This window comes from Bartonella mastomydis, assembly GCF_900185775.1.
Lineage (GTDB): Bacteria > Pseudomonadota > Alphaproteobacteria > Rhizobiales > Rhizobiaceae > Bartonella > Bartonella elizabethae.
On the sequence record NZ_LT883137.1, the window covers coordinates 318,532 to 335,384 of the forward strand.

Here is a 16,853-nt window from a genome sequence, read left to right on the forward strand (position 1 = left end):
ATTATGGCGATCGCCCCTGACGACAACAGCAAAAATCAAACAAACAATGCTCCCCTCAATACACTTGATAGTGGAGCGTTTAAGAAAGCTCTTTCTACTTGTATGCGTGCCATTGCCGGAACATCCCACCTCGAAGTTTCCTTTAGCCATAACCGACCATCTTTGAGCGAAAATTGTGCACGTTTACCAGAATTACCACAACATGCTACGGATAAAGATATCACCATTACCCGCGGCTTAGGTGATTCCATGGCTCTGCGCAAAGCATGGCATGATAAGCGCATTCACATGCAATTTTCTCCGCTAGAATCAGAAGCACAAGCTATCTTTGATGCCCTCGAACAAACACGTGTTGAAGCAATCGGTACTTTAGCCATGGAGGGACTGGCAAAAAACCTTGATGCCATGCTCGCCGATAAATACAAAAGAGCCCATTATGAAAAGATTAGTAACCAAAGTGAAGCCCCTATCCAAGAGGCGTTAGCCCTTTTATTGCGTGAAAAAATAACAAAGCGCGCAGCCCCAAAAGAAGCAGGTCCTGTCTTAGAATTATGGCGCCAAGAACTTGAACAAAAAGCTGCAGCACAACTCAATGAGCTCACGCATCATATTTACAATCAACAAGCTTTTGCACAGATCGTTCGCCAAATGCTTGCTACCCTTAAAATGACAGTGCAACAAGATGAAACTTCTGACAGTGAAAACGATAAAAAATTAAAAAACGAATGTGAACCTCAAGATCAAACAGCAGAAGAAAATAAAAACAAAAAACACGCTCAAAGTGAAGAACAAACTAGCACAGAACAAGAAAGTGATGATCAAGACGAAGGAAAAACACAAGCAACACAAACAAACGATATTGATCAAACGAGTGGTGAGCAAAAAAATGACTCTTGGCAAGAAAAGCCGAACAAATCCAAACGTCTTTTTTCCGATTCAGAGCAAATGGAAAAACTTGGCGATTATAAAATCTTCACCCGTCAATTTGATGAAGTCTTGGAAGCAACTGATTTTTATTCTGAAAACGAGTTAGATAACTTACGCCGTTGTCTTGATAAACAAATTAATCATCTTCAAAACATTGTTGGACGTTTAGCCAACCGTCTCCAACGGCGCCTTATGGCACAACAAAATCGCAACTGGAACTTTGACCTTGAAGAAGGATATATCGATACAGCAAGGCTTCCACGGCTGATTATTGATCCCATGCAGCCCCTTTCTTTTAAAATGGAAAGTAACACCCAATTTCGAGATACGGTTGTTTCACTCCTCATTGATAATTCTGGTTCAATGCGCGGACGCCCCATTAGCGTTGCCGCAAGTTGTGCTGATATTTTGGCACAAACGCTTGAGCGTTGTGGTGTCAAAGTTGAAATTTTAGGGTTTACCACCAAAACTTGGAAAGGGGGAAAATCACGCGAAAAATGGGTCGAGCAACATAAACCTCATCATCCTGGACGCCTGAATGATTTGTGTCATATCATCTATAAAAGTGCTGACACCCCATGGCGTCGCGCACGCCGCAATCTAGGTTTGATGATGCAAGAAGGATTACTCAAAGAAAATATTGACGGAGAAGCTTTAATTTGGGCGCATCAACGCCTTTTATCACGGCGTGAACAACGTCGCATTCTCATGGTTATTTCTGATGGTGCCCCTGTTGACGACTCAACACTATCAGTCAACGCAAGCAATTATCTAGAAAAACATTTACGCGCAGTGATTCAAGAAATTCAAACCCATTCCCCCATCGAGCTCATTGCCATTGGAATTGGACATGATGTCACCCGTTATTATCAACGTGCTGTAACAATTATGAATGCCGAAGAGCTTGCAGGTGCCATAACAAAACAACTAGAAGCACTTTTTAGTGATAAAACACCACAAAATTTATAATAAATAAACCCGCCTTAAATCAGCCATACAGCAATCTATTGATTTATCATCATGCATCGAGCGTTATTCAACTTAAATAAGAATCCTAAACGCCGTAAAATTCTTTCATTTCAAATCTGTCCCCATTAAATCAAATAAAATCATTTTCTTGCCCATAACAAGCGATGTTAGAAAGAATAATTCTATTTAAAAACATTTCACGTTACTTCCAAGTTTATTTCACAAAAGCACCTATGAATGATATTGCAGTACCACCATCTTTACGCTCCATAAAAGAGAAAACCGATACTATCATTATGCGTTCCGCCCTTAATATCGCAACAAACCTTGGCATTTAAGATGATTCATGAAGGGCTTTCCCCCGCTTATCATATGCAAAAGAGAAACTTTTATTGAAACAACATAAGAAGATTTACAATACGTAAAAGTTATATGCGGCTTCTCGTCATGTTGCAAAATGATGAATTATCCTTATAACTTCAATAAATTAACAACACACAACTGAAGTTTCTTTTACATCAATATAGTCTATAAGAAAGTATTTTTAACCTCGTTCAAAGAGTGTTTATCGATCTATTTTTTATGAAAGCCTAAATAAATAATTTTTATTGCTTCCTCACAAAAAGGGGCTTGAAATGCGAGCCTCTCCCCTTAAGCTGTGAAGCAATAAACTCTCTCAATCAACGATGCTATCGCACGCGTAACATAACAAAAATTTTCTCAAAGTTTAAAGAAAACAAAAAACAAAGGTTATTATTTGTTACAAGCAAAAGAGGAATCCTCCTTTGCGTGACTTTTATAAAGAGGGAGTTTCACAATGTTAAGAATTGTTCCATAAGGAATTAACATCAACAAGCTCATAATAATTTTTACGGAGAAATCGCCAAAAGCAAGCGAGAGCCAAACGGGCATACCTATCCCTCCCAAAACAGTACTCTCCACCAGTGAACTATCAGCATACCCTGTTATCTGATCAAGAATGGCAAAAGAGCTCGAAAAAGCAAGAGAAAAAAACAACACGGTATCCAACGCCGAACCAACCAACGCCGCTGCTAAAGGTGCTTTCCACCATGTTTTCCGTCGCAAAGGCGTAAAAACAACGATATCAAGGAGTTGACCAAATAAAAATGCCAAACTAGAAGCAAGAGCAAGCCGCGGTGTTGCCAATATCCAAGAAACAAAAACACCGGCAAAAAAACCAGCATAAACCACACGCCGCGCAGCAGATGGACCATAAAAACGATTGGTCAAATCATTGATGAGAAAAGCAAATGGATAAGTAAAAGCTCCATAAGTCAAAAGCTCATTCAAACCAAACCAATAGACGGGATACTGAACCAAAATATTAGAAGCAGTAACCGCAAGACACATTGCTAAAATAGAAAAAACAACATATCTTCTCTTTTGCTGTTCTAATAAAAGATCGCTTGAAAACATTTTTTTTAACCTGGGGTATGGAACCAATAAAACAATAGAGCGATCAAAGAGAGAAAAGCCAAAAAATGAACTTCTAGAACGAAGATCCGTGATTAGAGCATCAATCCACCAAAGATAATGTGATACGAACAATCACGCTACAAAAATCACGCTGCTTGCTCAGCCTTTTGCTCGCTTTCTTGCTCAGCTTTTTTCTTAATGATTTGGCGTTTTAACAAACGCGCACGTTGCGACAATTCTTTATCGTCTGCCTTGACCAAAAAGCCATCAAGACCACCACGATGCTCAACAGAACGCAATGCATTTGCTGAAATACGCAAGCGATAACTTTGCTGCAACACTTCTGAAATCAATGTCACATTGCAAAGATTTGGTAAAAAACGACGCCGAGTCTTATTATTCGCATGGCTAACATTATTACCATACAGAACCGTTTTCCCTGTCAATTCACATGCACGAGACATAAACTTCACCTTTAAACTCTAAGAAACTTTCAAATCCCTATACCCCAAAGACACAATGAATGCAAATCGCGCATAATGCGACCTTGAACGGGCATCATTGGGAAGTTTCTTTCTAATAGGGGCTCGACAACAAAAGGTCAAGTCTTTTATAAAACCTTTTTCATCTCTTGGCTGACTCATCCTTCATCTTTTTCCAAAATCAAGGCGTGCAAATTCTGCTAAAAAGCGTACAAAATGCTTTTTTTAAAGGCATACCATGTTAGAATAAAAATCTATTGTCCTGAAAGGAAGCATACATCATGAGCAAAAAATCCCCCCCCATGACAAAGCTTCAGGAAAATTCTTGCCGTTTTTCTTCTTTCTTGTTTGGAACTTTATGTATTTGTTTTTTCTTTCTCTTTAGTGCATTAGGCGTATGGCAAATACAACGGTTAAACTGGAAAACAAATCTTATCACCAGCGCCAATCAGCGCGTTCACTTATCCCCCATAAAAGCCCCTAGGAAAGATCAATGGGCTGAAGTTACTTTTGAAAAAGATGAATATCGACCGGTTGTGATCACAGGAAATTTTTTAAAAAATAAAAATATTTTGGTCACGGCTGCTGCTCAAAACACCACGGGTTACTGGGTTTTGACTCCTTTACAAACTGCTGACAACACACTGACCTTTATCAACCGTGGCTTTATCCCTATGGACGAACGTAACAATTTTCAACACTCAGAGCCATCGCATACACATGCCTCATCTCAGCAAGATTCTACCACAAACACAGAACAAACGACAATTATCGGTTTATTACGCATGAGTGAAAAAAATGGATTTTTTCCACGCAAAAATAATCCTGACAAAAATATATGGTATACACGTGAGCTTCCTGCTATGGCAGAAAAACTTGGGTTATCCACTGTTGCCCCTTATTTCATTGACGCTAGAAAAACATCTCCACAAGCAAACCTTCCCATTGCTGGTCTTACGATGATCCATTTTCGAAACAATCACCTTGTTTACGCAATCACGTGGTTTATTTTAGCGGCTGGCATGTTAGGCGCTTTTATCTTTCTGCTACGACAAAAAGATTAAAAAACAACCAGTAAAATATCCATCCCCAATATAGTTTTCATTAAACCGTTTGGCCTTTTCATAATAAAGAAGATCTTAAGGCTGTCATATTGAGCGTTTAAACTGCACAAAATTTTTAATAAGCAATTATTTGATTTATAACAATAATTCTATCTTTTATAACTTAAAATAAGACCTCAAATATTCGTAAGACTCTCTTTTTCTTCAAATCTTCTGACAAAACCAGTAAAATCATTCTCATGCTCCCTCCACAAGTAAAGAGAACCGTACAGATAAAGTCATTGAAAATAAGAAGATCAATCTTTCTTCCTCTCAAATGCCAAATATTGTTAAAGCACGTGTTCTTAAAGTATAAAGAGAATGAACGTTCTAACCTCACACCTTGTAATTACAGATTATGGATCTAATGGATCTATTATACTATTCACAAAGTGATTTACACGACATTCTTCACAAGACAACCATAAGTTGATTCATTGAAAAATGCTTACTTTAAAATAAACGCGCGTAAATGCATCCTGTAATAGTATTTTATTTTGCATGAAAAGCGTAATCTCATTAAAAAGGCAATGCCCAAAAATGTGGGACAATGTGTCATTTCCACTCTTAAAAAAACGTTCTATTACAAACATTGTAATGCTTTTACAAAAATATAAAAATTAAAAATGGCAGGAAAAATGAGTATGCATTTCTACCGTTATAATTTCATATTCTTGCTGATTATTTCCCGTCTCTCAAAGATAACTCAAACGGGTATGTGGATCTCTCCTTCATCGCACATAGAAAAGCAAATACAACTGAAACGTGCAGAAACGTTTTGTATTTAAAGCCTGCTATAAAGGTAAAATTGAGTTAAATGAGACTTTTATCCCTATCAACAACACCTCCAATGATAGCATTTTACAGTATAAGAAAAAAGGAGAATCATCGTCTATTTTAAAAAGACAGTTTATCCTTTCAGTGTATTTTGCTAAAGGCTTGTGCTACAAATGTATAAACTTATTTTGCTAAAATTTTAACTCTTTTTTTAAGGCTTCTGTTATGGGTGTTGTTGCCAAAAATTTTCCCATACCTGATCTTCATCGGGTTCAAAGGGTTCTTCTTTCTGTGTCTGATAAAACGGGGGTGGTCGCCTTTGCAAAAGCCCTTTATGCGACTTACAATGTTGAATTGATTTCAACAGGAGGAACAGCCAAAACTCTCATAGCTGCTGGTTTACCTGTAAAAGATGTTGCTGAAGTTACTGGATTTCCTGAAATAATGGATGGGCGTGTAAAAACACTCCATCCTTTGATTCATGGTGCTTTGTTAGGGGTAAGAGAAGATCCTAGCCATAGGGAAGCTATGGAAAAAAACGGCATTCATGGAATTGATCTCTTGGTGGTAAATCTTTATCCTTTTGAAGAGACACTCCACTCAGGAGCTGATCCACAAACGATTCTTGAAAATATTGATATCGGTGGACCGGCGATGATTCGTGCTGCGGCAAAAAATTATGCTTATACCGGTGTTGTAACAGCGATAAATGATTATGATTCGATTCTAGAGGAATTAAAACAGCATAACGGATGTTTAAGCTTATCCATGCGCCATCAGTTAGCAATGCGTGCATATACGCACACCGCTGCTTATGACACGGCAATAGCAGCATGGTTTGCGCGAGATTTAAAAATTGAAACACCATCATGGCAAAGTTTTTCTGGTCATCTCGAAAATGTTATGCGCTATGGGGAAAATCCCCATCAACAGGCAGCATTTTATCGCAATAATGAAAAACGTTTTGGCGTTGCCACAGCAAAACTTTTACAAGGCAAAGCGCTTTCTTATAACAATCTGAATGATACAGATGCAGCCTTTGAGCTCGTAGCAGAATTTGATCCGCAAAAAACCGCTGCTGTTGCTCTTATTAAACATGCCAATCCTTGTGGTGTGGCGGAAGGGAAAAATTTGAAAGAAGCTTATTTGAAAGCTCTGATGTGTGACAATGTATCAGCATTTGGTGGAATTGTTGCTTTAAATCAAACCCTTGATGAGGAATGTGCAGAAGAAATTGTTAAAATTTTCACAGAAGTGATTATTGCGCCTGATGCAACAATGGCGGCACGTGAAATTATTGCTCGTAAAAAAAATCTTCGTTTGCTCATTACAGGGGGCATTCCTGATCCCCGTTGTGGAGGACTTCTTGCAAAAACACTTGCAGGAGGCATTTTAGTGCAATCACGTGATAATGTGGTGGTTGATGATCTTAAATTGCAAGTGGTGACAAAACGAGCACCAACTCAAGATGAAATGCGTGATCTTCAATTTGCTTTTCGTGTAGCAAAACACGTTAAATCAAATGCTATTGTATACGCGAAAAATAGTGCAACAGTTGGTATTGGCGCTGGACAAATGAGCCGCATCGATTCAGCAAAAATTGCTGCAAGTAAAGCCGCAGAAAGTGCAAAGAGAGCAGGCTTAACAGAGACTCTTACAAAAGGATCTGTGGTTGCATCCGATGCATTTTTTCCTTTCGCAGATGGTTTATTAGCAGCAGCTGAAGCAGGGGCAACTGCCATCATTCAACCAGGAGGTTCCATGCGTGATGAAGAAGTTATCACGGCTGCGAATGAACAGGGGTTAGCCATGGTTTTTACAGGAATACGACATTTCCGTCATTAACAGCACTTTTGCTATAAATATTAGCAACATGAATAGTGTCGGTGATTTTATCTTCTATATAAGACAAACGTTTCAAGGAATTTTTATAGATCCTTAGTCGATTGATAACCATTGAATAGGAGGGGTTATTCAATCGAGAGAATCTACCCATGATAAAGAAGTTATTACCATAAAAAATGTACATAATTTAGCCATTGTTTTAGGAATAAGATATCGTCGTTATGAGGGGATTTAAATGGTTGCCTTTTTACGTGCGATGCGTATTAAAGGGGTGTTCTTCTCTGTAGATGCATACCTGTTATGACATTATAGCACAACTATTTTTAGTGATATGCTCTATTCTTAAACTAAAGAGTGTAACAAAGTTTGAGTACAGGATATGAATATTCTACGTTCTTATAGTAATTGGCGCCGTTATCGTCGGACCATTAATGCGTTAAGCCGTCTTTCGATATATGAACTCAATGACCTTGGCATTTGTCGAGGTGATATTGATTCAGTTGCGCGGCGCTATTCGCGTAAATCTTTCTAAGAGTCGTTTGAAGAATATTTGAGAGCATACTTTGCTATAAAGGAGCGAGCATCTTAAGGCTTGGTGTTATGGCTTCGTTTTTAGTATAATAACACTTTGATAATAACACAAAGCAGAAGGGGTTTTTCCTGGGTTCTTTACTGTAATGTTGTTTCTTGAATTCTCAATGTTTCTACGAGGGGCGGCTTTTGATTTATCAAGAATGTGCATTGTTTTGCGTGTTTGATGAAAGACTCTACTGTCCGAGTGTCTTATTCTCAATCTATTTATATTGAATCAATTATAATCCTGTCTCTTGCACGTTATCAAGCGAGTAGCGCGCAGTGTATGGAATAAAACTGCACAAAAAGAAATTAAAAGAATCGTCTCAAACGCCAAGGAGAGTATCGCAACATTAAAAGCAGCTCTGGGTGTGTGATGATGCCAGCGTATTACTCTATAAGCAACCATAATGTGATCAAAACCAAGAATATTGATCACGACACCCCCCTCCAGAACTTTTTGAAGATTAAGTAACCGTTTAATTTTCTCTTAACATCTTTAAAGAATGAAGATTCTTAAAATCAGTACCAAGCTGTCAATAATGGTCTGTCACCCCCCATTTCCGCTAGAGCACCCACTCTTAGCACTAGCACATGAGATTCTATAGGCAAATTTTGCCTCAAAATATTCATCCCACACACTTACAAAAATACTTCCGTGTATAAAAATTTACACAGTCCTTCAATAAGGGATATATCCCCCATAAACGATGATATTTTAGGACACGAAAATAAAACGCAATAGACGATAAGAACGATGTTTTGATTTTTTTATCAAACGGCTTTGCGGATAAAACGCCAGCGAACCTTTTCCTGAAATGCAGGGCGAAAATATAAAACGATCTGCTGTGTCCGTTGTGGACCTGCTAATTCCGCAAAATCAATCGAATCTTCAAGACAAATATCCGCATCAGGCGAAATAAAATACCATACTTGCTCGCCCGCTACGTGGTTCTTTACCGCTAAACACACACGCTCACCATCATAGTTAACGTCAACTTGTGGATGAAGATGAAAGCGAACAGCAACATGATCTTGTTCACTTTGCCCTCTTTTATGTTTTTTCCCCTCTTTATTGGGCATAAAAAAGCGATCAAAGCCTTCGATCATATCCCCACTCGTCGCCAAAATAAGACCACGTTCATGAATAAGATTAAAGGGGCGCACATAACCATTATGGCTCGCAATAAAACCTGTTTTCTCAGAATCCTCTATACGATGCACTTGAACTTCCCTAGGGCCATCAAACAAAAGAGAAGCGCCATTTTTCTTTTTTTTGTAAAAAACGCCCACCGAACAATCATTAAGCGTCGCTGTTGAATGGGCAGCAGTAACACGCCCTAAATGTCGATAGTCCTCCCGCCCATCAGGGTTAACACCGGTATTGATAATAAAACGGTGTCCTTGTGAAGACATTTCAAAAGACAAGCATCCTGAACAAGCTTGCTGTGCTACAAAGCGTGGTGGAAATTTCCCCGTATCGGCAATAATTGTTGTTTGATTGGCTTTTAAGCGCTGAAATCCTGAATAACGCGCATAACTAAAAGGATGGCCTCCTGTTTCATCAAGCTCCAAAAGTGTTGACAACCGTTCCGACACGAGGGGACCAACCCCATTAAAATGCGCCAATGTTTGATCCTCATGGATAAAGAATCGCAAAGCTGGCAACATGCGCTCAACAGAATCAATCAAAATACGGGGTGCTGTTTCATTGCTCCGCATAAAAAGGTAACGTAAAGATAATAAATCTGATAATAAATTAAGCAAAATGATAGGACTACGGGAAATATGCCCACCATCAACCAAAATCTGAAGCGAAAGCTCTTCTATAAGCGTGGTTTGGACCTTTTTTTTCACCGCTGTAGAAACAGGTAAAGCAAGAGAAGCAAACGTCAAAGCTGTAGCTGCCTGTAACCGTTGATCATTGTGCTCCATACTGCAAATTGTTACACGCAAATAACGGAATTGCAAACCAAGTGCACGTAAAAAGCGTTTTTCAAACCGCTCGCTTGCCCCTTCTAACAACATTTTTGAGTGACAAATCCACGAGATCAAACGCCGCGCTACAACAGGACCACTCCAAGCAAGCCCTTTTACCTTTTTGCCAGCATGGTCTAGCCAATCTTCTAAAAGAGAACGTGCATGCGCTGCAGCTAAATCACTTTCTGCTGCTTCCATATGGCGCAACCAATGAAAATCATGCAGAGCCGCTTCCCATTCAGGCGTTGGCGAAACCAATGAAAAAGGTGAAACAGCACCAGAATGAACAATATGACCAGCAAAAGCAAAACGACCGTGATAAAATTCATGTGCCATCATCGGATCAGCCACATGCAAATCAATGGGATGGGCTAAAATTTTATGAGGACGAAACCCTGAAAACCGCCAACGAAACAAAGGTCCGACCCATAAACGTCGCATAACATGCTGTAGCGTATCGATACAGGCTGCTATTTTTACTTGAGGAGCTTTTACCGCAACCGCCAAAATTCCATCTCCATCTATGCTGAATCAAATACAATTTCGACCATTTTTGTAAATGAAGCGTTAATTAAGCAATTTTTCGCAAGCGCGCGGCAAAAAAACCATCCATTCCTAAAAAGGCAGTTTTCTCAGCATCAAAATTTTTATGACAAAAATCCGCCGGCGTCGTGCGCAACATCCCCTCACCAAGCAAATGCGCCAGTGCTCCCATTTCTTCTGGATCAATAGAGTCTAAAACAATATCATTGCGTGTTGATAAAATTTTCTCAATGAGATCTTCACCTTCTTCTCGAGCCAATGAACAATTGGAAAAAACAATCCGCCCGCCCTCCTTTACCAAGGCAATTGCTGCGGCCAGCAAATCATATTGCAATGCCGCTAACTTGACAACATCATCTCTCGATTTCGTCCATAAAATATCGGGATGACGACGGATCGTTCCTGTAGAAGAACAAGGAGCATCAAGAAGAACCGCATCAAACAGCTGTGTGGGATGAAAATTTCTCACATCTCCCTGCCAAATGTGAACGGAAAAATGCAGCCGTTCCATATTTTCTTTTAAACGCTTGACGCGGTTAGCAGAAAGCTCAATGGCTGTCACCTCTGCTCCCTGCAAAGCCAATTGTGCTGTTTTCCCCCCAGGACTCGCACAAAGGTCAGCAACATTTTTACCCCGAAGCTCTCCTAGTAAACAGGCAGGCAACGCTGCAGCAAAATCTTGAACCCACCACGCCCCCTCACGATAGCCTGGTAAATCAGAAACAGAACACGCCAAACGATTCAATCGAACAGAACCATTAGGCAATACCACACCGCCAAGCCTCTCTGCCCATCCAACATGATCAGACTTTACTGTCAAATCGAGCGGAGGCTCCACACTTTGAATTTCTATAATTTGACGTGCCTTTTCTATTCCATAAGTTGATACTAAAAGCTCTCCAAACCACGCTGGAACACCTTCAATGGTCGGAATTTGTTGGCGTAAAGATGCCGCCTCACGTGCAACATTGCGCAAAAGAGCATTTACCACCCCTGAAAAACGGCGCATACGAGGATCAAATTTCGCCACACGCACAGCTAAATCAATAGCGGCATGATCAGGAATATCAAGATAAAGAATTTGCGCCACACTGATATGCAAAAGATGCTGAAGTGACAGTGCTTGTGAAGGCAAAGGGCGCGCTAAAAAGCGCGAGAGAGCCGCCGCAATCGACCCTCGATGACGCAATGACGTTGTCAAAATAGCCCGACACAATAAACGATCTCGTTGCGAAAGTTTTAAATATTGTGGGTGTCCGTGTTCATTATCCGTTAAACCAGAAAGAGGCGTATCCTTATCAACGACCGCCCCTAAAAGACGTACACACACCTGCCGAACAGCCAATCCTGGAACATCTTTTTCAGACACATGCCCCGCTTTTTTGTGTTTCAAAATAACACCTTTATATCACTGCTTCCTCAAGAGATCTCCCAGAAATCTCCTCAAAAATTTCATGAACGAGAACTTTTTGAATTTTCATAACGAAGCCAAGAAGGACGTTTTGTGACCCGCTGAAAAGCGTCATCTTCTTTCTCACCTGATGCATGAGCCTGACTGCGAAAATCTTCATAATTTTTCTCGTTGCTTTTTTTATTTATAGCGTCTTCTCTATTCCATCCGCCACTTTCAGCAAGAGACCCTCTCATCTCTTCTGCTTGCCGATAAAGAGCAGCAATACGATTTGCCGTTGCTGGATGTGTTGAAAAAAGACTATCGGCTCCCTCACCGCGCAAAGGATTGATAATAAATAGATGCGCGGTTGCTGGATTATGCTCTGCCTCTTCATTGTAAACCCCATGCCCTCCATCTGCAATTTTACGCAATGCTGAAGCCAACCATAAAGGATTACCACATATTTCAGCGCCTCTCCGATCCGCAGCATATTCACGCGTACGGCTAATGGCCATTTGCACGAGCATTGCAGCAAAAGGTGCCACGAGCAGTGCAATAAATCCTCCAATTGCCCCCCCACCATGAGAATCTTCCGAAGAGCTACGCTGTCCTCCCATAAAAAAAGCAAAATTACCAAGCATTGAAATTGCCCCTGCAATCGTTGCTGTTAGAGTCATGGTTAAGGTATCACGATGCTCAATATGTGCGAGCTCATGCGCCATAACGCCAGCAATTTCTTCTGCACTTAACCGCTCTAACAAGCCGCGGCTTGCAGCCACAGCGGCATTTTGAGGATTACGTCCTGTTGCAAAAGCATTCGGCTGCGCACTATCAAGCACGTAAACCTTTGGTTGAGGAAGAGAAGCTTTTTTAGCTAAATCGCTTACGATTTTATAATAAACGGGTGCGGAATGCTGATCAACCTCACGCGCCCCGTACATACGTAAAACGATTTTATCTGAATTCCAATAAGAAAAAAAGTTTAAACCACTTGCCATTAAAAGAGCAATGACCATGCCACTGCCCCCTCCAACAAGATAACCAACCCCCATAAAGAGGGCCGTTAAAAAAGCCAAAAGCATGGCTGTACGCATTATGTTCATTACTCAAAAAACTCCATGATAAAAGTCTACCAATACTATATGATGGGGTTTTCTTTCTGCTTCTTCAATGGAATAGGTGTAAAATGAATAAAAAAGATGAAAATACAAGCCCAAAAAATTCAACTATTGTTAAACAGCAATGTCTTCCTCCCGCAGCACAACGCGCCCTTAAAGAAGCTGAAGCAAGGCGAAAAGACGAAGCAAAAAAAGAACACCCGTTGGAAAACGGTGGACGCGGCGGCAAAGACCCTTCCCGCTATGGAGACTGGGAAATTAAGGGCCGCGCCATCGACTTTTAAAGCCATAAATTTTTAAAACTGAACTTTTAAAACAACCAACGCCATTTTAAATAAACATTCTTTTAAAGAAGATCCGTTTTTGATTGGCAAAAACGGATAATATTTATTCTCTTAGAATTTTTTTAAAAAGCGTTGATTAAGCAGTCATGCTTCTTATTCTGAAGCAGATTCTGCGTCAGCCGCAGCTGCTGCTTCCTCTGCTGCCTGCTTTGCTGCTGCTATACGTTCTTGTGCTTTTTTACCCGGTTCACCTTTATGTGGGTTATTGCGAGTTGGACGCTTTTTTAAGCCAGCCGCATCTAAAAACCGCAAAACGCGATCTGTTGGTTGAGCCCCTTGCCCAAGCCAATATTGGATACGTTCTTCATTAAGTTTCACCCTCGGTCCATCTTTAGGCAACATTGGATCCCATGCACCAACACGTTCAAGAAATCGCCCATCGCGCGGACTACGAACATCCGCAACAACGATATGATAATAAGGACGTTTCTTTGAACCTCCACGGGACAAACGAATTTTCAATGCCATATTTTTCTCCTATTGTCAGCTCTGGCTTTCGTTTAAATTGACTTTTTTTGTTTTTTGCTCTTCAGCAATAACTTCATGATGACGAACAACTTCTTTAATAATAAACTTTAAAAATCTTTCAGCAAAATCAGGATCAAGATGACTTTCCATAGCCAATTGCCGCAAACGTGCGATCTGATGTTGCTCACGCAGAGGATCTACTTTAGGCAAATCATAACGGGCTTTTAAGCGCCCAACAGCCTTTGTACAACGAAAACGCTCTGCTAAAATATGAATCAAAGTTGCATCAAAATTATCAATAGATGCTCGTAAATGCGCCAATTCGTTTAATACTGTTTCCTGCATCACATTCCTTTCCCTCTTTGCATCTTATTTTTTCTTAAAATGCTGAGGAAGTTTTCCCCTATCGGTAATGCCATTGGAAAGACCAGGAAATGTAGGATCACGTCCGGGAAGTCCGGGCAAGACCTTCCCTCCATGGCCATTTTCAATCTGTTTTTGAAGCGTTGAAAGTTGCTTCATATCCAATCCCGATAAATCAGGCACAGCTGAAGAATCTGCACCTCCCATCCCTCCAAAACCCATTTTGGAGCCAAGGCCTCCTAACATTTTTCCCATAAAGCCGCTTTTGCCTTTACCACCCATGGCTTTCATCATATCAGCCATTTGGCGATACATCTTCAAAAGTTTATTAATATCAGCCGCCGTTGTCCCAGACCCCTTCGCAATTCGTTGTTTTCGGCTATGTTTTAAAAGCTCTGGATTCGCACGCTCTTGGGGTGTCATGGATGAAATAATAGCCAATTGACGATTAAACAAACGATCATCAAGACCCGCCGCCGCAATCTGCTCTTTGACCTTACCCAATCCTGGCAACATGCCCATAATACCGCCCATTCCACCGAGTTTTTTCATTTTCTGCAACTGTTCTGCAAGATCATTCAGATCAAATTTTCCGGCCTGCATTTTTTTTGCAAAAGCAGCAGCTTTCTCATGATCCATTGTTTCTGCAGCTTTTTCAACCAAAGAAACAATATCGCCCATTCCGAGAATCCGATCAGCAATACGACTGGGATGAAACTCTTCCAAAGCCTCTATTTTTTCACCGGTTCCAATGGCTTTAATTGGCTTTCCCGTCACAGCACGCATAGAAAGAGCCGCACCCCCACGCCCATCACTATCCATCCGTGTTAAAATAATCCCTGTAATCCCTACACGCTCATCAAAAGAACGCGCAAGATGAACAGCATCTTGCCCCGTCAAACTATCGGCCACCAACATAATTTCGTGAGGAAGAGAACATGCTTTAATTTCAGCCAATTCAAGCATCAAAGCTTCATCAATATGATTACGTCCTGCAGTATCAAGAAGAAGCACATCATAACCACCCAATTTAGCAGCTTGCACAGCACGTGATGCAATATCAACAGGCAATTGTCCCGCAATAATTGGCAAACTTGCAAGTTTTGCTTGTTCTCCCAATTGGCGCAATTGCTCCTGCGCAGCGGGACGACGTGTATCTAATGACGCCATAAGAACTTTTTTATTGTGCTTATCAGTGAACCGTTTTGCAAGCTTTGCTGTTGTGGTGGTTTTTCCCGAACCTTGCAAACCAATCATCATGATAACAACAGGCGCTGGTGCATTCAAATCACTCAGAACGCTCTCATTTCCAAGAATACGAACCAATTCATCATGAACAATTTTAACCACCATTTGGCCTGGTTTAATTGATTTAACAATTTCAGCCCCAACCGCTTTTTCCCGAACCCTATCAGTAAAAGAACGAACAACATCAAGAGCAACATCAGCTTCCAATAAAGCGCGCCGAATTTCACGCAGCGCCTCTGCAACATCCTGATCCGACAAAGCACCACGCCCCGTCAAATGAGACAGGATAGAACCAAGTCGCTCTTGCAAGGATTCAAACATTATTTACCTCATTGTTTCCGAACAAAGTTGCATAACAAACAAACCAAAAGAGCACCCGAGAACGCATCGCGCCGTCGAATGTTGACCTCTGAGATCTCTTCATACCCTTGCATTGGGGTCTCAGTCGGTGGCTCCAAGTTAATTTTGTCACTGAAAGCTTGCTCCTTCAAACAATAAAACCCCAGCTTTGTCAAGTTTTATCATAAAATGTCTTTATATGAAGAAATAAAAACAACAAATATTACACTTCAAAACTTTCAACTTCAACACACATAAAACACCCTGTTTCCTTTTCCATATTCCACAATTTTCCGCTAGAGATATCAAACCAAACCCCATGCAATGTTAAAATACCTTGATCTTTTCGAAACTTTATCCATGGAAACGTCTCTAAATTTCTCAACGAATGACGAATAGAAAGCTGCTCTAAAGCCGTTTGTTTTTCCGGCCACGACAGTGACTTATTATTCAGAACAATTTCTGCGGCTGGCGCTAAAAGACTAATCCATTGGCCAATAAAATCATTTGACGATAAAGATTTACACGTCTCCTTAAGAGCCGTAAGAACCCCTCCACAATGGGCATGCCCAAAAACAACAATATGTTTGACCTCGAGCAATTGTACGGCATATTCAAGAGCTGCTGATGTCGCATGATATTGATTATCAGGAGAAAAAGGAGGAACCACATTTGCCACGTTGCGCAGGGTGAAAATTTCCCCTGGTTTAGCATCAAAAATCATTTCTGGGACAGCACGCGAATCACAACAAGCAATAACCAAAACTTCAGGTTTCTGCCCCTCAATTGCCAATTGCTGATAATCTGCTGTTTTATATAAAAAATGATTATTAATAAAGTTTTGGTAACCTCTTAAAAGTCTTTCTGGTAAACGGGTCATTCTCTCTTTACTTCTAATTCTCTCTTTACTTTCATTTCGTATATTTAGAAAAACAAACTATTAC

Annotated in this window: 14 protein-coding genes; 5 read left to right on the forward strand and 9 right to left on the reverse strand. The window is 40.5% G+C overall.

Going from position 1 to position 16,853, the window contains the following annotated elements:
• The first annotated feature begins 3 nt into the window (after nt 1–3).
• Entirely contained in the window at nt 4–1,896 is a 1,893-nt protein-coding gene (gene cobT, locus FJG96_RS02150) for a cobaltochelatase subunit CobT (RefSeq protein WP_139412535.1), read from the forward strand.
• Nucleotides 1,897–2,649: 753 nt separating this feature from the next.
• Here cobT and FJG96_RS02155 read toward each other — a convergent pair.
• Nucleotides 2,650–3,333, reverse strand: a complete 684-nt coding sequence (locus FJG96_RS02155) for a VUT family protein (RefSeq protein WP_139412536.1) — start codon at nt 3,331–3,333, stop codon at nt 2,650–2,652.
• A gap of 146 nt (nt 3,334–3,479) precedes the next feature.
• Nucleotides 3,480–3,797, reverse strand: coding sequence for a 50S ribosomal protein L28 (gene rpmB, locus FJG96_RS02160; protein WP_005774236.1), 318 nt, complete (start codon nt 3,795–3,797; stop codon nt 3,480–3,482).
• Nucleotides 3,798–4,096: 299 nt separating this feature from the next.
• Between rpmB and FJG96_RS02165 the strand changes: the two genes are divergently transcribed.
• The 3 genes from FJG96_RS02165 (at nt 4,097) to FJG96_RS02175 (ending at nt 8,072) form a co-directional block, all read left to right on the forward strand.
• Nucleotides 4,097–4,879 carry an SURF1 family protein gene (locus FJG96_RS02165; RefSeq protein ID WP_139412537.1) on the forward strand — a complete coding sequence of 261 codons (783 nt, stop codon included), beginning with the start codon at nt 4,097–4,099 and terminating at the stop codon, nt 4,877–4,879.
• Between the two features lie 1,041 nt (nt 4,880–5,920).
• Entirely contained in the window at nt 5,921–7,540 is a 1,620-nt protein-coding gene (purH, locus tag FJG96_RS02170; RefSeq protein ID WP_139412538.1) for a bifunctional phosphoribosylaminoimidazolecarboxamide formyltransferase/IMP cyclohydrolase, read from the forward strand.
• Nucleotides 7,541–7,919: 379 nt separating this feature from the next.
• Nucleotides 7,920–8,072 (forward strand): DUF1127 domain-containing protein, encoded by a 153-nt coding sequence (locus FJG96_RS02175; protein WP_139412539.1) that lies wholly within the window; start codon nt 7,920–7,922, stop codon nt 8,070–8,072.
• 815 nt (nt 8,073–8,887) lie between these two features.
• On the opposite strand, the gene FJG96_RS02180 is transcribed toward FJG96_RS02175, so the two are convergent.
• From FJG96_RS02180 to htpX, 3 genes are all read right to left on the reverse strand, one after another.
• Nucleotides 8,888–10,600, reverse strand: a complete 1,713-nt coding sequence (locus FJG96_RS02180) for a heparinase II/III family protein (protein ID WP_139412540.1) — start codon at nt 10,598–10,600, stop codon at nt 8,888–8,890.
• 64 nt (nt 10,601–10,664) lie between these two features.
• Nucleotides 10,665–12,029: an RsmB/NOP family class I SAM-dependent RNA methyltransferase gene (locus tag FJG96_RS02185; RefSeq protein WP_139412541.1), complete on the reverse strand. Its 1,365-nt coding sequence runs from the start codon at nt 12,027–12,029 to the stop codon at nt 10,665–10,667.
• A gap of 59 nt (nt 12,030–12,088) precedes the next feature.
• Complete coding sequence (htpX, locus tag FJG96_RS02190) at nt 12,089–13,132, reverse strand: zinc metalloprotease HtpX (RefSeq protein ID WP_139412542.1); 1,044 nt, start codon at nt 13,130–13,132, stop codon at nt 12,089–12,091.
• Between the two features lie 83 nt (nt 13,133–13,215).
• Here htpX and FJG96_RS02195 point away from each other — a divergent pair, with 83 nt between their 5' ends.
• Nucleotides 13,216–13,431, forward strand: a complete 216-nt coding sequence (locus FJG96_RS02195; RefSeq protein ID WP_139412543.1) for a DUF1674 domain-containing protein — start codon at nt 13,216–13,218, stop codon at nt 13,429–13,431.
• A 153-nt stretch (nt 13,432–13,584) separates the two neighbouring features.
• Here the strand turns inward: FJG96_RS02195 and rpsP are convergent, their stop codons facing one another.
• The 4 genes from rpsP to FJG96_RS02215 form a co-directional block, all read right to left on the reverse strand.
• A complete protein-coding gene (gene rpsP / locus FJG96_RS02200) occupies nt 13,585–13,959 on the reverse strand; it encodes a 30S ribosomal protein S16 (protein ID WP_005774248.1) in 375 nt (124 codons plus the stop codon).
• Between the two features lie 15 nt (nt 13,960–13,974).
• On the reverse strand, nt 13,975–14,304 hold the full coding sequence (locus tag FJG96_RS02205; protein WP_139412544.1) for a chorismate mutase: 330 nt from the start codon (nt 14,302–14,304) through the stop codon (nt 13,975–13,977).
• A 24-nt stretch (nt 14,305–14,328) separates the two neighbouring features.
• Nucleotides 14,329–15,891: a signal recognition particle protein gene (gene ffh / locus FJG96_RS02210; protein ID WP_139412545.1), complete on the reverse strand. Its 1,563-nt coding sequence runs from the start codon at nt 15,889–15,891 to the stop codon at nt 14,329–14,331.
• A gap of 241 nt (nt 15,892–16,132) precedes the next feature.
• On the reverse strand, nt 16,133–16,789 hold the full coding sequence (locus FJG96_RS02215) for a carbonic anhydrase (protein WP_139412546.1): 657 nt from the start codon (nt 16,787–16,789) through the stop codon (nt 16,133–16,135).
• Nucleotides 16,790–16,853 lie beyond the last annotated feature (64 nt).